The organism is Pseudomonas sp. Q2-TVG4-2 (genome assembly GCF_013620795.1).
Taxonomy (GTDB): Bacteria; Pseudomonadota; Gammaproteobacteria; order Pseudomonadales; family Pseudomonadaceae; genus Stutzerimonas.
Map to the genome: position 1 here is coordinate 43,996 of NZ_LGLW01000001.1, position 20,818 is coordinate 64,813.

General features: G+C 57.9%; 17 protein-coding genes. 11 read left to right on the forward strand and 6 right to left on the reverse strand.

The annotated features are described in order from the left end of the window. Nucleotides 1-43: 43 nt before the first annotated feature. Nucleotides 44-511, reverse strand: coding sequence for an MFS transporter (locus tag H3028_RS00210; RefSeq protein ID WP_181295080.1), 468 nt, complete (start codon nucleotides 509-511; stop codon nucleotides 44-46). A gap of 212 nt (nucleotides 512-723) precedes the next feature. Here H3028_RS00210 and H3028_RS00215 point away from each other — a divergent pair, with 212 nt between their 5' ends. Then, complete coding sequence (locus H3028_RS00215; protein ID WP_181295081.1) at nucleotides 724-1,164, forward strand: universal stress protein; 441 nt, start codon at nucleotides 724-726, stop codon at nucleotides 1,162-1,164. Nucleotides 1,165-1,194: 30 nt separating this feature from the next. Here the strand turns inward: H3028_RS00215 and H3028_RS00220 are convergent, their stop codons facing one another. Continuing rightward, nucleotides 1,195-1,887 (reverse strand): DUF6901 family protein, encoded by a 693-nt coding sequence (locus tag H3028_RS00220; RefSeq protein WP_181295082.1) that lies wholly within the window; start codon nucleotides 1,885-1,887, stop codon nucleotides 1,195-1,197. Nucleotides 1,888-2,000: 113 nt separating this feature from the next. After that, entirely contained in the window at nucleotides 2,001-3,911 is a 1,911-nt protein-coding gene (locus tag H3028_RS00225) for an ATP-binding cassette domain-containing protein (RefSeq protein ID WP_181295083.1), read from the reverse strand. Nucleotides 3,912-4,195: 284 nt separating this feature from the next. Here H3028_RS00225 and H3028_RS00230 point away from each other — a divergent pair, with 284 nt between their 5' ends. Then, entirely contained in the window at nucleotides 4,196-6,124 is a 1,929-nt protein-coding gene (locus H3028_RS00230; protein WP_181295084.1) for a transglycosylase SLT domain-containing protein, read from the forward strand. Nucleotides 6,125-6,462: 338 nt separating this feature from the next. Here H3028_RS00230 and H3028_RS00235 read toward each other — a convergent pair whose 3' ends face one another. From H3028_RS00235 to yegS, 3 genes are all read right to left on the reverse strand, one after another. Next, entirely contained in the window at nucleotides 6,463-7,266 is an 804-nt protein-coding gene (locus H3028_RS00235) for an MOSC domain-containing protein (RefSeq protein ID WP_181295085.1), read from the reverse strand. Nucleotides 7,267-7,292: 26 nt separating this feature from the next. Further along, on the reverse strand, nucleotides 7,293-8,225 hold the full coding sequence (locus H3028_RS00240) for a chemotaxis protein CheV (protein ID WP_181295086.1): 933 nt from the start codon (nucleotides 8,223-8,225) through the stop codon (nucleotides 7,293-7,295). 128 nt (nucleotides 8,226-8,353) lie between these two features. Further along, nucleotides 8,354-9,283 carry a lipid kinase YegS gene (yegS, locus tag H3028_RS00245; RefSeq protein ID WP_181295087.1) on the reverse strand — a complete coding sequence of 310 codons (930 nt, stop codon included), beginning with the start codon at nucleotides 9,281-9,283 and terminating at the stop codon, nucleotides 8,354-8,356. Nucleotides 9,284-9,654: 371 nt separating this feature from the next. Between yegS and H3028_RS00250 the strand changes: the two genes are divergently transcribed. The 9 genes from H3028_RS00250 (at nucleotide 9,655) to H3028_RS00290 (ending at nucleotide 20,737) form a co-directional block, all read left to right on the forward strand. Then, nucleotides 9,655-11,091: an undecaprenyl-phosphate glucose phosphotransferase gene (locus tag H3028_RS00250; protein WP_168424024.1), complete on the forward strand. Its 1,437-nt coding sequence runs from the start codon at nucleotides 9,655-9,657 to the stop codon at nucleotides 11,089-11,091. Between the two features lie 159 nt (nucleotides 11,092-11,250). Then, the gene (locus tag H3028_RS00255) at nucleotides 11,251-11,688 is read left to right on the forward strand and encodes a low molecular weight protein-tyrosine-phosphatase (RefSeq protein WP_181295088.1); all 438 of its coding nucleotides are present in this window, start codon (nucleotides 11,251-11,253) and stop codon (nucleotides 11,686-11,688) included. Between the two features lie 15 nt (nucleotides 11,689-11,703). Next, nucleotides 11,704-13,914, forward strand: coding sequence for a polysaccharide biosynthesis tyrosine autokinase (locus H3028_RS00260; RefSeq protein WP_181295089.1), 2,211 nt, complete (start codon nucleotides 11,704-11,706; stop codon nucleotides 13,912-13,914). Nucleotides 13,915-14,090: 176 nt separating this feature from the next. After that, nucleotides 14,091-15,152: a glycoside hydrolase family 5 protein gene (locus tag H3028_RS00265; protein WP_181295938.1), complete on the forward strand. Its 1,062-nt coding sequence runs from the start codon at nucleotides 14,091-14,093 to the stop codon at nucleotides 15,150-15,152. Between the two features lie 347 nt (nucleotides 15,153-15,499). After that, the gene (locus tag H3028_RS00270; protein ID WP_181295090.1) at nucleotides 15,500-16,756 is read left to right on the forward strand and encodes a hypothetical protein; all 1,257 of its coding nucleotides are present in this window, start codon (nucleotides 15,500-15,502) and stop codon (nucleotides 16,754-16,756) included. Then, entirely contained in the window at nucleotides 16,716-17,600 is an 885-nt protein-coding gene (locus H3028_RS00275) for a glycosyltransferase family 2 protein (protein WP_181295091.1), read from the forward strand. The genes H3028_RS00270 and H3028_RS00275 overlap by 41 nt, the downstream gene beginning before the upstream one ends. Continuing rightward, nucleotides 17,590-18,351, forward strand: a complete 762-nt coding sequence (locus H3028_RS00280; protein WP_181295092.1) for a WecB/TagA/CpsF family glycosyltransferase — start codon at nucleotides 17,590-17,592, stop codon at nucleotides 18,349-18,351. Before H3028_RS00275 ends, H3028_RS00280 begins: the two co-directional genes overlap by 11 nt. A gap of 166 nt (nucleotides 18,352-18,517) precedes the next feature. Beyond that, complete coding sequence (gene gmd, locus H3028_RS00285; protein WP_181295093.1) at nucleotides 18,518-19,549, forward strand: GDP-mannose 4,6-dehydratase; 1,032 nt, start codon at nucleotides 18,518-18,520, stop codon at nucleotides 19,547-19,549. 273 nt (nucleotides 19,550-19,822) lie between these two features. After that, nucleotides 19,823-20,737 carry a GDP-mannose 4,6-dehydratase gene (locus H3028_RS00290; RefSeq protein ID WP_181295094.1) on the forward strand — a complete coding sequence of 305 codons (915 nt, stop codon included), beginning with the start codon at nucleotides 19,823-19,825 and terminating at the stop codon, nucleotides 20,735-20,737. Nucleotides 20,738-20,818: the final 81 nt, after the last annotated feature.

Here is a 20,818-nt window from a genome sequence, read left to right on the forward strand (position 1 = left end):
CCCGTTACGTCTTGTTCACGTCTGATCCGCCCGGTCGATGCGCTTACAGCCTGGGTTCGGTTCGTGTCTGGTAACGGCTGGCGGGGCGGTAATCGTCTTCCTCATCTTCCTCGAGCCGCTCGCGCAGCGTACGTGGGTCTTCGTCCGCTGCCGACGCTGCGCGTCGCTGTTTCAGCCGACGCTCGATCGGCCAGCGCAGCGCCACCAGCGCAGCGTACAGCGCAAATGCGATCAGACCGTAGAGCGCCAGATCTGCGACTGCGCGCCAGGCGTTATTGCCGACCTTGAACAGCACATCCAGCGCGGTAATCGCCACTGCCGGAGCGAATAGTTCCCGGGCAGGGTCGACGATGGTTGGCGTCAGTAGCAGCACGGCGACGATCAATCGCAGCGGCTCACGCAGCCAGCGCCACATAGGCCGCGTGATGCGAAACCACACCAACAGACAACCCAGCGCTGCAATTCCGTAGGCTGTCCAGGCGAGCAAATAATCGTTGGCGAATAGGTACATGACAGTCTCTTGTGTGGGCCGGATGCACATGCCGGCGCGTGGCGTCGCGCATGATACCAGTCACGAGCCTGCCGGCAGCCAGCTTGCGATGTAATGGCGCTGGTCATGATGCATCTAACGCCGTATAAACGCTGAAAACAAAAAAGGCCCAGCGCCCCCAATAGCGTGCCAAGAAGCCATACTTGTCACACGGATACATCAGGAGAGCCATCATGACCTACCAGCATATTCTGGTCGCTGTCGACCTGACCGACGAATGTCACCCGGTCGTCGCGCGAGCCCAGGCCCTGGCTACAGCAAGTGGCGCCAGGCTAGCATTGGTGCACGTCATCGAACCCATGGCCATGGCGTTTGGCGGCGATGTCCCAATGGACCTGTCGATGCTTCAGCAGCAGCAGTTCGATCAAGCCCGTGACCGCATGGCCGGTTTCGCCGACCGTTACCCCAGCCTGACCGCCGAACAACGGCACCTGGCCTATGGCCAACCGCGCCAGGAAGTCCACCGGCTGGCCAAGGAACAAGGCTGTGACCTGGTTGTGGTCGGCAGTCATGGCCGCCACGGCTTGGCACTGCTGCTCGGATCTACCGCCAACGACATCCTCCACGGCGCGCCTTGTGATGTTCTGGCGGTACGGTTGAAGAAGCCCGAATAACCACCTGGATCGAGTGCCTGAGCCTTCGGCTCAGGCCATCTCCACTCCCTCACCGGCGCTCATGACCATCGGCCTGATCTTCTTCAGCTGGGTTTCGAGCGAATAGGTCAGGCTGGACGCCATGGAAAAGAAGGTAAGGAAGGCTTTCAGATTCGAGTCGCCGTGACAGGTGTCGTGGATACGCTGCCAGAACGCCTGGTTGACCAGCTGCAATTGCTGAAACGACCGCACCAGCCCACGAAGCTCCCAGTCGGCATGACGCCCTTCGCGCAGATTGAAATACTGCCGAGCCAGGTAAAGCGAGACTGCGCGTAGCACGAATTCCTGATTGCTGGCGAACGGCAGATGCTGATGCGCCATCGGCTTGAGTTTGCCCAGGACCGGGCAAGCACTGGTGGCCATGATCACGCCAAGTAGCGCCCGCAACCCCTCATCCAGCCCCACCAGCTTGTTGTACTCGCGCTCCGGTGTGCGTACCCGCACTTGCGCTTTTTTTACAGCAGGCAAGCCTTGGAAGTCTTCGATGACCCGATGCAGATCCACCGCGGCGGGACAATGCGTGAAATTCTCCCGGCTCAGCGGGCAATTGTTGCACTGCTGGTGATCCAGGCGCGTCCATTTGGGCGCCTGTGCGGCTGCCTCGTGATCGTAGCCACGGTCCAGCTCGATCCGATAGCTGAACTCATGTTCGTCGTCCAGGACGATTCGGTAATCAATTGCCATCTATGCTCCGTCCAGTGCTGACAGATGTCGTTGGTGTGTTCATTGACAGTCCGTGTCCCGCCGGGCGGAACCTGTGGATTGCAACCATGGCGATTCCAGCCGGCGTATTCGCCTCAACCTTCCAGCTCGGCCCAACGCTCCAGCAGCTCATCGAGCTCTTTCTGCAACGCCTCGAGGCGAGCGAGGGTTTCGGCGGTGCGCTCGGCAGTCTGCTGATAGAACGAAGGTTGCGCAATTTCCGTCTGCAACGCAGCGATGCTTTTTTCGACTGCGTCTATTTTTCCCGGCAGCGCCTCTAACTCGCGCTGCACTTTGTAGCTGAGCTTCTTCTTGGCCGGGGCGGGTTCGACGGCCGGTGTCGCGGGTTGGCCCTGCGGCGTTTCGACCTTCGCCTCCTTCGTTTCCTTTGCCTCCGCTACACCGAGCAGCCTGGGCGACCCACCCTGGCGCAGCCAGTCCTGATAACCACCGACGTATTCACGAACAACACCGTTCCCCTCAAATACCAATGTGCTGGTAACCACGTTGTCGAGAAATTCCCGATCATGACTGACCATCAGAACCGTGCCCTGGAAAGCGAGCAGGACCTCTTCCAGCAGCTCGAGGGTTTCCACATCCAGATCGTTGGTCGGTTCGTCGAGTACCAGCAGGTTGGCCGGCTTGCTGAACAGCTTGGCCAGCAAGAGTCGTGCCCGCTCTCCGCCAGACAGGGCTTTTACGGGCGTGCGGGCGCGCTGCGGACTGAACAGAAAGTCGCCGAGATAGCTGAGCACGTGGCGGCTCTGGCCATCGATGGTGATGAAATCACGGCCCTCCGCGACGTTGTCGATGACGGTTTTTTCCAGTTCCAGTTGGTGACGCAACTGGTCGAAATACGCCACTTCCAGGCGGGTTCCGGCTTCGACTTTACCGCTGGTAGGTTGCAGGTCACCAAGCAACAGCTTGAGCAGCGTGGTCTTGCCGGTTCCGTTGGCGCCAAGTAATCCGATGCGATCGCCGCGTTGTAGAACCATCGAGAAATCACGAATGAGTGGTTCGCCGCCGGGATGGGCAAAGCTTGCATGCTCAACGACGATGACCTGCTTGCCAGATTTTTCCGCTGCATCGATCTGGATATTGGCCTTGCCCTGGTGCTCCCGACGTTCGCTGCGTTCGGCACGCAATGCCTTGAGCGCACGTACGCGGCCTTCGTTGCGAGTACGACGGGCTTTGATGCCCTGGCGGATCCAGACCTCTTCCTGGGCGAGCTTCTTGTCGAACAACACATTGGCGGTCTCTTCGGCCGCCATCTGCTGCTCCTTGTGAACCAGGAAGCTGGCGTAGTCGCCATTCCAGTCGATCATGTGACCGCGATCCAACTCCAGGATCCGGGTCGCCAGATTCTGCAGGAATGCTCGGTCGTGGGTGATGAATAGCACGGCGCCGTTGAAGCCGGTGAGCGCTTCTTCCAGCCAGGCGATCGCGCCGATATCCAGGTGGTTGGTAGGCTCGTCCAGCAGCAGCAGATCGGGCTCGGACACCAGCGCCTGAGCCAACAGGACACGCCGCCTCCAGCCGCCGGAAAGCTCGGCCAGGGTTTTGTCAGCCGGCAGTTGCAAACGGCTTAGGGTGCTGTCGACCAACTGCTGCAGGCGCCAGCCGTCCTTCGCTTCGAGTTCTTGCTGGACGTGCATCAGCTTGTCCAGATCAGCTTCGTTCTGGATATTCTGGCTGAGGTGATGGTAGTCGGCCAGCAGCTGACCGACGCCGGCCAGCCCTTCCGCTACCACGTCGAATACGGTGCGTTCGTCTGCGGGCGGCAACTCTTGAGGCAGTTCACCGATCTTCAGGCCCGGCGCGCGCCAGATCTCGCCGTCGTCCGGTAGCTGGCTACCCTTGACCAGGCTGAGCATGCTGGATTTGCCTGTCCCGTTGCGGCCGATGATGCAGACCCGCTCACCCCGCGCAATCTGCCAGGACACGCCATCGAGCAATGGATTGTTGCCATAGGCGAGGGACACATTGGTCAACTTGAGCAGGGTCATGACTACCTCCGGAAAACAGGGCGCGCAGTCTAGCAGAACGCGCCTTGTCAGACGGCCGCCATCGAGCGCGTTAAGTCCGTCGATACGGCCCCCTCGCTCAAGCTCTACACAACCGGCCAGCGCAATCCAACCGGGCGATCCAGGGCCACCGCGTCGCCCCACCCGTACGTTCGTCGGAACGTTCTACTTTGTGGGTTTGAAGAGCTTAATCCGCGTTTAACTGCTTGGCTTGCCGAGCTAAGCTAGCCGCAGCAATCTCCATGCCCCCCGTCTTCGGAAGTCTCATGCGCGGTCGACTCTCCAGTATCTGTTTCTGCCTTTTGTTCACTGCCGTTACCCTCCAGACCACCCACGCCGCCAGCCTTCAGCAGCAACGGCAGTATTACGATGAAGCCAAGCGGGCCCTGGCCAAAGGGGACAGTGGGCCGTACCGGCGCTACGCCAGCGCACTGCAGGACTATCCGCTCGAGCCCTACCTGGCCTACGAAGAACTGACGGCACGACTGAAGGCCGCCAGCAATGACGAGGTCGAGAAGTTTCTGGCCGAGCATGGCGACCTCCCTCAGGCCAGCTGGATGAAGTTGCGCTGGCTGCGGCTGCTGGCGGCCCGTGGCGATTGGCAACCATTCGTGGCGCACTATGATCAGAAGATGAATTTCACTGAATTGGACTGCCTGTTCGGCCAGTACCAGCTTGTCAGTGGCCAGACGAAACAGGGCTACGAGACCGCCGAACAGCTCTGGCTGGTCGGCAAGTCGCAGCACGACGCCTGCGATCCGCTGTTCGAGCGCTGGGAAAATGCCGGGCAGCTCACCGAGGCGTTGCGTTGGAAGCGCACCAAACTGGCGGTCGAGAGCGGTAACTATGGCCTCGCCAACTTCCTGATCAAAAGCCTGCCTACGATGAGCAAACAAGGCGAGCTGTTGGTCGACGTCGCGCAGAAACCACAGATGCTCGACCAGACCGATCGTTTCCTGCCGCCTACCCAGGCGATGGGGGATATCGTCTCGATCGGCCTGCGCCGCCTGGCGCGCAAGGACCCGGAAAAGGCGCTCGGATTACTCGACAGCTACGCCAAGCGCCTGTCCTTCTCGCCAGAGGAGAAGGTTGCGATCGCTCGCCAGATCGGTCTTACCCTGGCCAAGCGTTTCGACGCCCGTGCGCTGCAGGTCATGGCGGAATACGATCCCGAGCTACGGGACGACACCGTCAGCGAATGGCGCGCCCGTCTGTTGCTCCGTCTGGGGCGCTGGGAGGACGTCCATGCGCTGACTCAACGCTTCCCTGAAGAACTCGCCAACAGCAACCGCTGGCGTTACTGGAAAGCACGCAGCCTTGAGCTCGCCAAACCCGACGATGAGCGGGCCGCCCAGCTTTACCAGCCGGTTGCCGGCGAGCGCGACTTCTACGGTTTCCTCTCGGCTGACCGCATCCAGGCGCCCTACAAGCTCAACCACCAGCCGCTCGCGCTGGATCCGAAGCTCATACAGAAGGTCCTCAACACTGCGGGAATCCGTCGTGCCATGGAATTCCATAACCGCGGGCAGATCGTCGATGGGCGACGCGAGTGGTATCACGTCAGCCGCCTGTTCAGCCGCGACGAACTGGTCGCCCAGGCGCGCTTGGCGTACGAGATGGAATGGTACTTCCCGGCGATCCGCACCATCAGCCAGGCGAAGTATTGGGACGACCTGGACATTCGCTTCCCTATGGCCCATCGCAGCAGCCTGATCAACGCGGCCAAGGCGCGCGAACTCCACCCAAGCTGGGTATTCGCCGTTACCCGTCAGGAAAGCGCGTTCATGGCCGATGCTCGCTCGCATGTCGGGGCCACCGGACTGATGCAATTAATGCCGGCCACCGCCAAGGAAACGGCCAGACGCTTCGGCATCCCGCTGTCTTCACCTCGTCAGGTGCTCGACCCCAACGTCAATATCCAGTTGGGTGCCGCCTACCTCAGCCAGATCTACGGCCAATTCAAGGGTAATCGGGTGCTAGCGTCCGCGGCCTATAATGCCGGTCCAGGCCGGGTTCGCCAGTGGCTGAAGAATGCCGAGCACCTGCCATTCGACGTATGGGTTGAAAACATTCCGTTCGATGAAACCCGCCAGTACGTACAGAACGTGCTGACTTATTCGGTCATCTATGGCCAGAAGCTCAACGCTCCGCAGCCACTGGTCGAGTGGCATGAGCGTTACTTCGATAGCCAGTGATGTCCTGAGCGGCAAGAGCACGCGAAAGCAACGCGCAGTTTCCGAGCAAAGGCGCAACCCACCACCCTGTTCGATAGCTGCGCTCACCAGACGGCCGGGGCACTCCGGCAGGGTGGGCTTCAGCCCACTGTTGGCTTAATGCGATACGCCACGCCGCCGCGCTATAAACGGTTCGCAGGTCCAGCCAACCGCGCGCACGGAGCAAGGTCGATACGTGTAACCGATGGGCCTTCCCGGCTCTAAGGCTGATCTAGTTTCTGTTCGGGGAACGATTCACTGGCCGGAAATAGCCTGCGAATCGGCCTCATCATCAAGCGGCCTGACGCAGTCAGCCGGACCTACTCCAGCACTTCGACCGGCATGCCCACCCTCAGCTTGCCAGTGCCTTCGCCGATGAGATTCTGACCGAAGAATACGCCGCCATCGCCCTTGCGGTAGTTCATCAAGGTGGCAAGTGGCTCTCGGCTGGCGTCTCTCTCGGCGTTGAGCGGATCTATGGTAGGGATGATGCAGCGTGAACAAGGCTTGACCACGCGAAACTCCATATCGCCAATGCGGATGCGGCGCCAGCTATCCTCGGCGTAGGGGGCCGAGCCGGCGATGACAAGGTTCGGCCGGAACCGCCGCATGTCCAGCAACTGCCCGACTCTGGCCGAAAGGTCGTCGAGTGATCGCTGGCCGATCAGAAGGAACGGAAAGCCATCGCTGAAGGCCGTCCGCTCGCCAACCCGCGCATAGTCCTGGTCGATCTGAATGCCCTTGGCGTTTGGCAGATGTACCAGGCGGCACGGACGATCCAACAGCTGCGTCAGCCATGCGGCCGCAGCGTCACCGGCATCTGACGCCTGCAGACTCTCGCGCCAGATCAACACGCCGCGCGCAACGCTCTCCGGGCCAGGAACAGGCACCAACAGCCCATCCATGCCAGGGGCACTGAGCAGCAGCCTCGTGTCACCCTGCCATCGCGCTGCCAGCAATGCCATCCGCGGCAGCACTCGCTGCGTCAGGAATTTCCCGGTCGCGGCGTCCACCACCATCCAGCGCCGATCCCCGTACAAACCGAGCTCGTCACACCACCCTTCGTCAAGCAATTCAGCGGAACCGGACTTGAGCGGAAAGCGGTACAACGAGCAGAGCTGCATTCGGACGCCTCGGTCGGATGGGCGGGTCAGTGAGGTTCGTCCAGCAACAGGCGTTCGCGGACAACCTCCACCAGTTTCTCCGGCTGGAATTTGGAAAGGAAGTTGTCACAGCCAACTTTCTTCACCATCGCCAGATTGAAGCTTCCAGAAAGCGATGTATGCAGCACCACATGCAGATCTCGCAGGCGGGGATCGTTGCGAATTTCGGTGGTGAGTCGATAGCCGTCCATCTCCGGCATCTCAGCATCGGTGAACACCATCAGCAGGCGATCGGTAAGCACTTCCCCGGCATCAGCCCAGGCCTTGAGCTTGTTCAGCCCCTTCAAGCCGTCGCTGGCGGAGTGTACCGTGATGCCGAGTTGACTCAGGGTCTCGCGCAGTTGGGCCAATGCAACCGTCGAGTCATCGACACAGAGTACCTCACGTCCCCTCGCGCGCTTGAGCAGCGGATCCGCCAGACGCTCCGGCGCGATGCTGGTGTCATAAGGGACGATTTCGGCAAGCACCTTTTCGACGTCGATGACTTCGACCAGCTGCTCGTCAACTTTGGTGATCGCCGTGAGGTAGTGCTGACGGCCGGCTGTACTCGGCGGAGGCAGAACCTCTTCCCAGTTGAGGTTGAGAATGCGATCCACACCGCCGACCAGGAATGCCTGAGTCGAGCGGTTGTACTCCGTCACGATGATGGTGCTGCGCTCATCCGGCACCAGCGGGCGCAGGCCAATGGCACGGGACAGATCGATGACCGGCAACGTCTGGCCGCGCAGGCTGACCACGCCGCACACCGAACCATGGCGGTGCGGCATGAGGGTCATCTTCGGCAGTTGCACCACTTCCTGCACCTTGAACACGTTGATTGCGAATTGCTGGCGGCCGGAGAGCCGGAACATGAGGATCTCCAGACGATTCTGCCCCACCAATCGGGTGCGTTGATCGACTGACTCGAGAATGCCGGCCATTGCGGGCTCCTTGGTGAATACGGGACTAAAAGGGCTATCGGCCGCAAGTATTCATGCTTTATCCGTCGGAACAAGTATTTATCGCTCCTGCCTCGCCAAGACAGGCGGGGCGCCAGCCAACCCCGCTGTCAGGCAGGCTGGTGGTCTTCTCGGAGCAGTGGTTCATCACGTAACACGGGGCTATCGGCGGGTAGGTGCAGCCGCAGCGCCCGGCGCTTCACCGAAAAACGCATGCGTTTTGCTGCGAAGGGCTCGCCATCAAGATTGATATCGATCTCATCCGGGGCTTCGACCTCGAGCCATGGCACCCGCGCGGTTACCGAAACGGTATCGATTCCAAGCAGCCCGCCGCTCAGCAATGTGCCTAGAGTCCCCACCGTATCGGCCGGCGCCGGGACGATGCATATATCGAGCAAGCCATCATCCACCGATGCCTGCGGGCAGAGCTGCTGACCGCCACCGGACTGGCGCCCGTTACCGATGCCCAAAGCCAGAAACTCACCTTCCCAGGTGAAATCAGGCCCCTCAAAACGCCCCCAGGCAGTACGCAGCTCGCTGAAGCGTGACAAGCCGGTCAGCAGATAGGCGCTGCCGCCGAGGACCCGCTTCAACTCATTGGATGTCGTAGCGGTCACTTTAGAGCCGAAACCCCCGGTCGCCATGTTGATAAAAGGCTCACCGTTCATTTCGCCAACGTCGACCCACTTCGGCTGTCGATTGAGCAACGTCAGCGCATCGAAGGGTGCGAGCGGGATCTCGGCGGCATGCGCGAAATCATTGGCGGTTCCCAGTGGCAGCACGGCCAGGCTGGCCTCGGAGCCACTATCGAGCAACGCCTGCACCATCTCACGCACGGTGCCGTCTCCACCGCCAGCCACCAGGGTTTGATAGCCCGCAGCGAGCGCTTCGTGCACCAGACGCGCCGTGTCTCCGGGCTCCCACGTCACTCTCACGGCCAGCTCGTTTCCAAGCTGGCGCCAGTCGTTCACAGCCGAGCGCACATCCTCATTGAGCCCCTGCTTCCCGTGAAGGATGAGCATTGCCTTGGGTTCATTCATGCCAATCACTTCCATCTCGGTACCCGTCAGATAGGACCCGCTGCACCACACGAAAGTTGTACCCCTGAACAGCCGCAGGGCTTAAGCCGACCAAAAAACAGCACCGACCACTGGTCAGCAACCCGCCCCTCCAAATGCCATCCACCGGATAAATTCCATTTTTTATTCCTTAACTATCAATATGTTAAGTAACACAGTTAATACTCATCGATTACTCAACACTTTGCAGCCTGTCGGTGAACTCATGACTTGGAAGGCGGTCGGAGCACTTGTCCAGTTGAAGGTTGCGATAGCTGCCTGCCATCAGAACCGCGGATCGCGGCGATCAAAACGAGTATTGAGCTAGCAATAGCCGTAGGAAGGAGCCTTGTATGCGCTTACAGTCCGTTGGAACCCTTGAGTACGCCCACCCCAGTTTCGTTGATTATTTTCTTGCCAGCGTCCGCCTGATTCATGGGCTGACGGCTGTGTTGCCGGGCGTTCTGCTGCTGCTATTTCTGCCACTTGAGCTGCCGGCTGGCGGCGGAACCTTCAGCACATTCCTGATGTTCTTCGGCGTGATCAGCGTGGTGATCTTTCAATCGGTCGGCATCTACAGTGAGGAGGTGTTCAGCACACTGCTGCGCTTTCGCACCATGCTGGTGGCCTGGGCCGCGGCGTTCAGCCTGCTGATTTTCATGCACCAGGGTCTGGGCATGTTCAGCTACCTGGAAGCCAAGCACCTGACCTTCTGGTTCGTCACCAGTGGCGTTCTGTTCGGCGCCGAGCGATTGATGATGCTTGCCTTGTTCCGCCGCCTGATGGCCAAGGGCGTCTATCTGCAGAACGCAGTCATCCTCGGTGGTACCGACAACGGCGTACGTGTCGCCGAGTACCTGGCTCATCACCGCGACATCCGCACCGGTGTTCTCGGTTTTATCGATGACCGCCTGGAGCGCTTGCCAAAGACGCTCGCCGATCTCCCGCTGCTGGGTAACACCCGTGACTTGGAGCAGATGATCCGTGAGGAAAAGGTCACCCAGGTGCTGGTGGCCCTGCCCTGGTTCGCTGACAGCCGCATCGGCCAGGTTATCAGCGAGCTGCGCAAACTACCGGTCAACGTGCTGCTGGTACCGGATATGGTTGCCTTCCGCCATGCCAACAAGCGCATCACCGAAGTCGGCGGATTGCCAACACTGATCGCCTCCGATCTACCGCTACGCGGCTGGTCGCCGATGTTCAAGCGCATCGAGGACATCATCCTCTCCAGCCTCGCTCTGCTGGCCGCGGCGCCCGTAATGCTATTGCTGGCCCTAGCGATCAAACTGGACTCTCCCGGCCCGGTGCTGTTCAAGCAGAAGCGCTACGGCTACAACAACCGCTTGATCGAGGTCTTCAAGTTCCGTTCGATGTACCACGCCAAGTCGGACGCCAATGCCGAACGCCAGACCACACGTGACGACGACCGCATCACCCGCGTGGGTCGTTTCATCCGAAAGACCAGCCTTGACGAGCTGCCGCAGCTGCTTAACGTCTTCTTGGGCAGCATGTCGATGGTTGGACCGCGCCCTCATGCCACCGCAACCAAGGCCGCCGGCGTGCTGTTCGAAGACGCTGTCTCGGAATATTCCGCGCGCCATCGAGTAAAGCCGGGCATCACTGGTTGGGCTCAGATCAATGGTTACCGTGGCGAGACCGACACCCTCGAAAAGATCGAAAAGCGCGTCGAGTTCGATCTGGACTACATCGAGCGTTGGTCGGTCTGGTTCGACATCTACATCCTCGCCCGGACCATCCCCGCTCTGCTGTTCAACAGGGACGTCTACTGACTGTCGCACGCATCGATAGCGCCACCACGGCAAAACGCCACATCTCATGCGCAAGCGCAGCAGGAAGATTGAACTAATGAAGCAAGCCAATATCAGATTTGCGTTCTGTGACACGCATGCTCACCAGCCCATGAATTCAGGGCTGCGAGGCTAAGCGAGATGTTTCAGAACATATTGATCGTCTGCGTCGGCAACATCTGCAGAAGCCCGGCGGGCGAAGCATTGCTGGCTCACAGACTCCAAGGAAAAGGCCTGACAATCAGATCAGCAGGCATAGGTGCACTAGTAGGCAACCCAATGGACAAGACGGCACATGAGGTGCTTAACGATCACGGATTGGAACACAGGTCCCACCGTGCTCGGCAGGTCGATAGCGAGATGCTCCACCAGGCGGACCTTATCCTCGCCATGGAGCAGAGCCACATCCAGCACATCCGCCAGATAGCGCCCGAAGTACATGGCAAGACCTTTCTAATGGGTAAATGGCTAGACGATATGGAAATCCCGGATCCCTTTCGTCAATCCAAGCCCGCATTCGAACATGTTCACAGCCTTCTGACGCAGTCCGTCGAAAGCTGGCTTCCTTACCTGAAATAAGAAGAAGGAACTTCAATGACCACTATGCCCCGACCCATCTATGAGACCAAAGAGGACAAGGACATTGATCTGGCCCACCTCTTTGATACGTTCATCAACAACCGGGCCCTCATTCTCACCATAACCGGTTTCTTCGCAGCGCTGGGTGTGGCCTACGCGCTGCTGGCAACTCCGGTATATCTCGCCAGCGCAATGATCCAGATCCAGCCGAAAGGCGGGCTGCCAAGCCTCACCGACGTCGTGGGCACTGCACCGGCCGTCTCCCCGGCGCAGACGGAAATCGCACTGCTCAAGTCGCGCTCCGTTGTCGGCGGCGCGGTCAAGGCGCTGAACCTGGATATCATCATCGAGCCGCACCACTTCCCGGTGATCGGCGGCTATATGTTCCGCCGCTTCGAACCGAGCGAAGAAGGTGAGCTCGGCTGGTACCCGGATGGTTTCGAGTCATATGCCTGGGGCGGCGAGTCGCTGCGCATCACTCATCTGATCGTGCCAGACAAGATGCATGGTGAAGAGCTGACTCTGGAAGCGGCTGAAAACAACGGCTTCATCCTGCGCGACACCGAAGGCGAAGTGGTTGTGCAAGGCGTCGTTGGCGATCACATCGAGACGCCGGATTATGGAATCAGCGTAGCGGAGCTGAACGCACGGCCAGGCACGACCTTCACCGTGATCAAGAACCGTACTTACGCTACCACTGAGGACTACCAGGATCGTTTGACTGCCGGGGAGCGAGGCAAGCAGTCAGGCATTCTCAACGTGACGCTCGAGGACACTGACCCCGACAAGGCCGTTCAGGTGCTGGAAAAAGTGGCCCAGCGCTACGTTGATCAGAACATTGCGCGCAACGCGGCAGAAGCAACGCAGAGCCTGGAGTTCCTCAGCGAGCAGGTGCCGGAAGTCCGCAAGAAACTCGATGCCGCTCAAACAGCCTTGAACGAGTTCCAGACCGGCAACCGCTCGGTGGATATTTCCGCCGAAACCCAGTCTGTGCTGGACCGCATCGTTGACCTCGAGAGCCAGATTTCAGAGCAGAACCTCAAGCGCACTGAAATGGAGACACGCTTTACCCGTCAGCATCCGAACTTCCAGTCGTTGATGAATCAGATCAACCAGCTGCAGTCGCAGAAAACTGAGCTGGAAAAACAAATCGGCACCCTGCCCTCTACCCAGCAAGAATTGCTGCGTCTGAACCGCGACGTAGAGGTTTCGTCCGAAACCTATTCGATGCTGCTGAACAAGACGCAGGAATTGGACATCATTCGCGCAGGAACCGTGGGCAACGTGCGTATCGTTGACCACGCCGCAGCCGACATAGACCAGCCGATCAAGCCGAACAAGCCACTGATCGTTATCGTCGCTACTCTACTTGGCGGCATTCTCGCGGTCGCCTTCGTCTATGTTCGCGAAGCGCTCAAACGCGGCGTCGAGAACCCAGAAGAAATCGAGCGTGTCGGCATCCCAGTGTATGCCGCGATCCCCTTCAGCGAGAAACAAGGGGCGCTGGAAAAGCGTCTGGCCAACTTCAAGCGTGACAAGAGCAGCGCTTCGTACCTGTTGACCATCAATGACCCGGCTGATCTGGCGACCGAGGCCATGCGCAGCCTGCGTACCAGCCTGCATTTCGCCATGATCGAGGCCAAGAACAACATACTGATGATTACCGGCCCCAGCCCGGCAGTCGGCAAGTCATTCGTGACGAGCAACCTCGCGGCAGTGATCGCACAGTCCGGCAAGAAAGTGCTGCTGGTAGATGCCGACATGCGCAAGGGCTACCTGCACAAGGTCATGCGTTGCCAGGGCGAAAAAGGTCTTTCGGATATCTTGTCCGGCCGCATCACGCTCTTTGACGCCATCCAGAAGACTCAGCTCAACAACCTGCACGTCATCACACACGGTCAGCTGCCGCCGAACCCGTCCGAGTTGTTGATGCACGAGAACTTCTCTCGCTTCGTCAAGGAGATCAGCACCATGTATGACATGGTGATCTTCGATACGCCGCCGATCCTTGCCGTAACTGACGCTGCTCTCGTTGGCAGCCAGGCCGGCACGACCCTGATGGTGACCCGCTACGGCCTTAACGGAGTCAAGGAAATCGAGTTCGCCAAGCGCCGTCTCGAGCAGAATGGTCTGCTGGTCAAGGGCGTTATCTTCAACGCCGTGGTCCGCAAGGCGTCGACCTACAGCGAATACGGTTACTACCAGTACGACTACCAGAGCAAATAAAGAGTGCTCGGCATCCTCGAATGCCGAGCGACCAAACAGCGCTCTGCCATTAATTGATCCGCTTCGATCACCCGCCCCGTTCGCCCGCGTTCATCAGGCGAACGGCTCGCAGGGTATTTAGTCGCGCCATCACAGCCAGTCCAGGCGCCACGCGCCCATGGGAGGTCCAGGTAAATATGGAACGTCGCTCTCTTCCACTTCTGTTCACTACGATACGGTTGGTTGCCAGCCTGGCACTGATGGGTTGTGTGCCACTTGCGCAGGCACAAGCCAGCGAAAAGAACGCCGGCATCGACCTGGTCGGCATCAACATGTCTGGCGCAAACTTTGCTCCGCATATAACACCCGGAAAAGTTGGCACTAACTACTTCTATCCAGAAAAAACATACTTTAAGTACTACGCGGACAAGAATATCCGCCTGATTCGCTTTCCCTTCATCTGGGAACGCCTGCAGCATGACTTGTATAAAGGCGTGAACTTCGACCAGATCCGCCTGCTCAGAAAAACGCTTGATTTCGCCGCAGAGCATGACCAGAAAATCATTCTGGATATGCACAATTATGGGCGATACAAGGGCAAGCTGATCGGTTCTCCCGAAGTGCCTTACGAAGCCTACGCCAGTGTCTGGCGGAAACTCGCGGAAGAGTTCAAAGACCATCCCGCGCTGTTGGGCTACGACATCATGAACGAGCCCCATTCGACCAAAGGGCTATGGCCGGCAGCTGCCCAGGCCGCGGTCGATGCGATCCGCCAGGTGGACATGAAGACCTTGATCTTTGTCGAAGGTGACCGCTGGGCCAGTACCTTTCACTGGCGCATGGTGAACGAGGACTTCCTGATCGAGGATCCTGCCGAGAAGATCATTTACGAAGGCCACCTGTACCTCGACAAGGATTTCTCGGGACGCTATGCAAACGACGAAACCGTTGACCCCATGCTCGGTGTAGAACGTGCACGCCCGTTCGTCGAGTGGCTGAAGGAAAACAACCTGAAAGGCTTTCTCGGCGAATACGGCGTACCCGGGCATTCCGAGTCGATGCTGGTCGCCATGGATAACCTGCTCGGCTATCTCAATGAAAATTGCATGCCCAGCGCCTATTGGGCCGGCGGCCCAGGCTGGGGCAAATATGTCCTTGCGGTTGAGCCCATCGATGGCAAGGACCGCCCGCAAATGACGGTGCTGCAGAAAAACATCTCCAATAACTGCACGGAGTTCGGGCCGGCACCGCAGCGGTAACTCGCTTGCTACCGCATCTGCCGCCCGCCAGACCGCGGCCAATTGAACGCAGCTAACCGGTCAGAAATCTTTGGCGAACCTCAAATTTCGACGCAACCCAGCCTCCAAACGGTTGTCCAATTTTTCGACCGAGCATCAGCGAATTTAACGCGAGCGGAACTCAATGACTCGGTAGCTATCGAACGCGTTCGGTTACTGACGTGCTGTCAGGTTTGGATTGAGACCTTGGATCCAGCGATACACAGCGCAACGGCGCATCGAAAGCACCGCCTGGCAATGTTAGATAGCTTGAGTTTGTTGCGGTGTAGTTAGTCTGGATAATGGAAATGCACCTAAGGACCCAGGTGATGACAAACATCAGCTCAAAATTCTTTTATTTGCCATTGACGGTTCTGATGATCATCTTGCACTTTTCGGTGTTTGGTGACAGCACACATAACCCTATCGGCTTCAAGTTTCTCAACGAGGCCTATCTGGCGATCTGCCTGGGCGCGTCGTTTCTTTTGATTCTTGCCAGTGCAGAGGATGCGTCCAGAGAATTTCGCGTCCTTATGTATTACGCGTTTTACAGCGTTTTCGTATTTACGGTGCTACCGGCAATATTTTCGTTTTATACCTTTGGCCAACCCATTATTTACGGTCTGATCGAGGAACGTCGAATACTTTTCACATTTGGTTTCGTGCCGCTGCTCTTGCTTGCCAAGCACATCAGCACCCTCCAGTTTGAGCGCGCGCTGATCTATTCCGCGCTCATCGCCGTATTCCTCTCGTGGTGTTTCAAGTTCGGGCTGGTCCCGGATCTGCGCGAAGAACAGACATCTTGGGACCGCCCGGATCGCTCATCCATCGGTCCATTTCTGATCTGTTTCGCCTATTTCTATTGCATCCAGGTGTGGGCAAAGGGCAAGTCACTCATCAATGACGAACAACGGCAGCGGAATTTCTACCTCATCGTCGCCGCGGTGTTGTTGCTCACCTTGGTCTTCGCCACGCAAACCCGCCAGCTCATTGTCCTGTGCCTGGCCTTCACTATGTTTTCGCTGAGGGCTAAAGCCGTCGTCTGGGCAGCCTCGCTTTGCCTCCTGCTTTCGCCGCTCTATTTCTATCCTGAGCTGCTTGAAGTCCTGGGACTTAACGTAGAGTTCTATGAAAGCAGCCTGGATGGTGATGTGGAAGATGGTGTAAGGCCCCATACCATCGCGGCCGTATTCAAACATTTGGAGCTGGTCAACTGGCTACCAAGCGGTTCGCTATCCCTGATGTGGCAGGACGGTTTCATTCCCTATTTCGGCGAACACTTCTTCCTCTCTGATATCGGAATTATCGGCACGCTTTTTCGCTTCGGTTTTTTGACCTTTTTGCTGGTCCCACTGTCGCTGTACATTTACCAGCGCATCGCTAGAAATATCAGTACTGATATGAGTTTCATCTATCCAGTGATGCTCGCAATGTTCGTGATATGGCCACTCGCCGGTCTCTTCGAATATGCGCAACCCGTAGTTTGTATGCTTTTCGTTATTCATGCTCTGAGAGCACGCCATCTTCGCAGCAAGGAACGAGTACATGAACGTCGCACTTATTCTCAACTACAAAGCTGCTACTGAAACTATCAGCTGCGCTGAAAGCTTGCTCGCTCATTGCACGACGATCGATCACATCGTCATCGTCGATAACGATTCGCAGGATGGATCCGCCCTTGCCTTTCAGCAATGGCTGGACGAAAAGGCGTACCCGACCGTGACCTTGCTCTGCAATCCCGAAAACAACGGGTATGCCGGCGGCAATAATTATGGCCTTCGCTGGGCGATGGAAAATCTACAGCCAACGTACTTCTGGGTCGTCAATAACGACACCTACGTAGACAGCGACGCCTTTTCGCCATTGCTCGAGGCGCTGCAGCGTAATGATCGACAGTTCGTCGGCTCGCTCGTACTCAGTGCCGACACCGGACGTCTGGAGTGCTATGGCGGCGGCAAACTGTATCCGATCCTGGGCAAGGCTCGCCTGCTCGGAAAGAACCAGAGCATCGAAGCGTTGCAGCAGCAGAATCTTCAGCACACCCCGGATTACATAATGGGCTGCAGCCTTGCGTTTTCCGCTGCGCTGACCGAAGAAATCGGCCTGATGGACGAAGACTACTTCATGTATTTCGAAGAGGTGGATTGGCAATACCGAGCCAGGCGCTTCGGCATTTCCATCAAGGTCATCCCTGAAAGCCGCCTGTTTCACTACGGTTCCCTCAGCCTGGGTAGCCGCTCAGCGTTTTATCACTATTACCGCAACCGGGCGGCGACCCGCTTCAACAAGCGTTTTTACGGGTCGGCCTTCGCAGTAACTTCCGCATTCTTTCTCTCGGCCGTTACGACTATCAAGGAATACAGGAATCCCACCCTCGCCTGGTCGGGTATCAAGGGCGCCTTCAAGGGAGTAGCAATGAGTGTCAAGTGATACTAATGCATTCGGAATCAACTTTTATTCCGGCAATAAGAAGACTTTATTGACTTGCATCCGCGAGGGCATCAAGCAGCCCTATTCGTTTGTGGTGACTCCAAATGTTGATCATCTCGTGCAACTAGAGGATGACCCACAGCTGCGTGATGCATATGCCAAAGCGCGCTGGAGGCTTTGCGACAGCCGTATCCTTCTGTCGCTACTGGGCCGCCTGGGTGTTCATCTCGACGAAGCCATTCCGGGCAGCGATCTAACCCTGGATCTGCTCAAGTGGGCAGACGATGATTGCCTGCGCGTGGTTCTGATCGGTTCATTGCAGACCGAAGCCGATAAGCTTCGAGCGATCTATCCCGGCATCGACCTCTACCACTACAACCCGCCAATGGGGTTCATCAAAAACCCGGAAGAAGTGGAGCGTTGCCTGCGGTTCGTTCGCGAACACCCGTCGGACCTGGTTCTGTACGCGGTGGGCACGCCTCGCGGGGAAGTCTTGGCCGCGGCAACTCAACCACATGAGCGTTCGGGTATGGGCTTTTGCATCGGCGCCTCGATTTCCTTCGCAACGGGCACGATCAAGCGAGCACCGAAATGGATGCGCGAGTACAAGCTCGAATGGCTCCATCGCATGTGCATGGAACCTCGTCGGCTGGCCAAACGTTATTTCGCCGATGCGGTGTACATCGTGCCCGCTTATCTACGAGAAAAAAGCGCCCGATTAAAAGCCAGCCCTGCGAAACAGGAGTCTTGAACGGATATCGATCAATGGCCATCACATGCGGGTCATGTCGTTACGTTGGTTAGCTCGAATAACCGAATCCAAGTTCCATGAACAACGCTTCGCTATTCCAGGTCATGCACCTCGGTATAGCGACTCATAAGCATCACTGAAAACCTAACCTCATACAGGGAAGAAAATGAAAGCGATCATCACGGGTATTACGGGACAAGACGGCGCCTACCTGGCAGAGCTCCTGTTGGAAAAAGGCTACACCGTATACGGCACCTTTCGTCGTACCAGCTCGGTCAATTTCTGGCGTATTGAAGAGTTGGGCATCGATAAACACCCCGACTTGCATCTCGTTGAATACGACCTGACCGATCTATCGTCCAGCATTCGCCTACTGCAGAACACCGGGGCAACCGAGGTTTACAACCTTGCTGCTCAAAGCTTCGTGGGCGTTTCCTTCGAGCAGCCGTTGACCACCCTTGATATTACCGGCGCGGGCGCAGTGAACCTGTTAGAGGCCATCCGCATCGTCAATCCGAAAATTCGCTTTTACCAAGCGTCGACCTCCGAAATGTTCGGTAAGGTCCAGGCCATTCCGCAATTGGAAACTACGCCCTTCTACCCGCGTAGCCCGTACGGCGTTGCCAAGCTTTATGCACACTGGATGACGATCAACTACCGGGAGTCGTACGGCATCTTCGGCTGCAGCGGCATCCTGTTCAATCACGAATCCCCTCTGCGCGGCCGCGAATTCGTGACCCGAAAAATTACCGATTCGGTCGCGAAGATCAAACTGGGCCAGCTGGACGTACTCGAGCTCGGCAACATCGACGCGAAACGTGACTGGGGCTTTGCCAAGGAATACGTCGAAGGCATGTGGCGCATGCTGCAGGCCGACGAGCCCGACGTTTTCGTATTGGCAACCAACCGTACCGAAACCGTTCGCGACTTCGTGACACTGGCATTCAAGGCGGTCGATGTCGAACTGCAATGGGAAGGCTCCGGTGAGCAGGAACAAGCACTCGATGCCGCGACGGGCAAGGTCGTTATGCGGGTCAACCCTAAGTTCTACCGTCCGGCAGAGGTCGACCTGCTGATCGGCGATCCGCAAAAGGCCAAGGACGTACTGGGTTGGGAACCCAAGACTTCGCTGGAACAGCTGTGCCGAATGATGGTCGACGCCGACTTGCGCCGCAATCAGCAGGGCTTTTCGTTCTAAGTATCGACCTGGCTGGAGGTATAGAACCAGGCACATGCTGTTGGGGGGAGCCGCGCAGGGGAACCACTCCAGGGCGTCCTCCCTCCTCCAGCCGCCAGAGCGTTATCCCGGGGTTCATACGGTCGACTTCGGCGTTACGCCGGGCCAAAAAGTTGGACGGTGCGGCTTCAGGGGCCACCGTCCAGCCGACCGTAACCGGGACGCAACATCCCAAGGCTAAACCAGGGATAAATCGCATCACTGAAATTGGAATTTCATCCTATCGGGAAGATCATGCGTAAAGTGCTGATTACCGGCGTTACCGGTTTTACCGGTCGCTACATGGCAGAAGAGTTAGCAGGCCGGGGCTACGAGGTTCACGGCCTTAGCTATCGCCAACCCGTGGGCACACTGCCTACGGCTGTTTCAGCCATCCACTGCTGCTCATTGAATGACGCAGAGACGCTGCGAACCCTGCTGATAGAAATACGCCCGACCTATGTCGTCCATTTGGCTGCCGTGTCTTTCGTCGCGCACACCGATGCGGACGCTATCTACCAGGCAAACCTGCTCGGCACTCGTCATCTGCTCGAAGCGCTACGCGCAAGTGCTATCGGCCTCGAAGGCGTACTGCTGGCCAGTAGTGCGAATGTCTATGGGAACACAACCGAAGGCGTCCTCGATGAGTCCGCTCCCTTTGCTCCCGCCAATGATTACGCAGTGAGCAAAGCCGCAATGGAGTTTCTTGCGAGGCTGTATCACGGACGCTTGCCGCTTATTATCAGCCGGCCCTTCAACTACACCGGTGTTGGCCAGGCTGAGCAATTTCTAATACCGAAAATTGTCGCGCATACACGTCGCCGCGCAGACGTGATCGAACTGGGGAACTTGGATATCGCCCGCGACTTCTGCGATGTCCGCCAAGTTGTACAAGCCTATCGACGACTGCTGGAAAGCCCCGATGCTATTGGCGAAACGGTCAACATCTGCTCAGGCTCGGCGTATACGCTTGAATATGTGCTTGAACAAGCTGCGGCTATATCCGGCCATCGGATGGAAGTCAGGGTAAATCCAGCCTTTGTACGTAGCGCTGATGTGAAGAACCTGTTCGGCTCCAGGGCAAAACTGGATTCGCTTATTGGCGACCTGCCCCGAATTGAACTACGCGACACGCTGCGCTGGATGATCGAATATCAGCCCGCACATTAACGCCTGATGCAATAAAAGCGCATTGTCAAAGGCATCGCACTGCATCAGCCGGGTGGCGGTTGAATTAACTGAAGGCGCTTC

Bases quoted from the DNA above. Each gene is read 5' to 3' on its own strand.
- H3028_RS00290 (WP_181295094.1), top strand. From the start codon at position 19,823: ATGCGTAAAGTGCTGATTACCGGCGTTACCGGTTTTACCGGTCGCTAC.
- H3028_RS00220 (WP_181295082.1), bottom strand. From the start codon at position 1,887: ATGGCAATTGATTACCGAATCGTCCTGGACGACGAACATGAGTTCAGC.
- H3028_RS00225 (WP_181295083.1), bottom strand. From the start codon at position 3,911: ATGACCCTGCTCAAGTTGACCAATGTGTCCCTCGCCTATGGCAACAAT.
- H3028_RS00250 (WP_168424024.1), top strand. From the start codon at position 9,655: ATGCGCTTACAGTCCGTTGGAACCCTTGAGTACGCCCACCCCAGTTTC.
- H3028_RS00230 (WP_181295084.1), top strand. From the start codon at position 4,196: ATGCGCGGTCGACTCTCCAGTATCTGTTTCTGCCTTTTGTTCACTGCC.
- H3028_RS00255 (WP_181295088.1), top strand. From the start codon at position 11,251: ATGTTTCAGAACATATTGATCGTCTGCGTCGGCAACATCTGCAGAAGC.
- H3028_RS00270 (WP_181295090.1), top strand. From the start codon at position 15,500: ATGACAAACATCAGCTCAAAATTCTTTTATTTGCCATTGACGGTTCTG.
- H3028_RS00260 (WP_181295089.1), top strand. From the start codon at position 11,704: ATGACCACTATGCCCCGACCCATCTATGAGACCAAAGAGGACAAGGAC.
- gmd (WP_181295093.1), top strand. From the start codon at position 18,518: ATGAAAGCGATCATCACGGGTATTACGGGACAAGACGGCGCCTACCTG.
- H3028_RS00265 (WP_181295938.1), top strand. From the start codon at position 14,091: ATGGAACGTCGCTCTCTTCCACTTCTGTTCACTACGATACGGTTGGTT.
- H3028_RS00235 (WP_181295085.1), bottom strand. From the start codon at position 7,266: ATGCAGCTCTGCTCGTTGTACCGCTTTCCGCTCAAGTCCGGTTCCGCT.
- H3028_RS00240 (WP_181295086.1), bottom strand. From the start codon at position 8,225: ATGGCCGGCATTCTCGAGTCAGTCGATCAACGCACCCGATTGGTGGGG.
- H3028_RS00210 (WP_181295080.1), bottom strand. From the start codon at position 511: ATGTACCTATTCGCCAACGATTATTTGCTCGCCTGGACAGCCTACGGA.
- H3028_RS00215 (WP_181295081.1), top strand. From the start codon at position 724: ATGACCTACCAGCATATTCTGGTCGCTGTCGACCTGACCGACGAATGT.
- yegS (WP_181295087.1), bottom strand. From the start codon at position 9,283: ATGAATGAACCCAAGGCAATGCTCATCCTTCACGGGAAGCAGGGGCTC.
- H3028_RS00275 (WP_181295091.1), top strand. From the start codon at position 16,716: ATGAACGTCGCACTTATTCTCAACTACAAAGCTGCTACTGAAACTATC.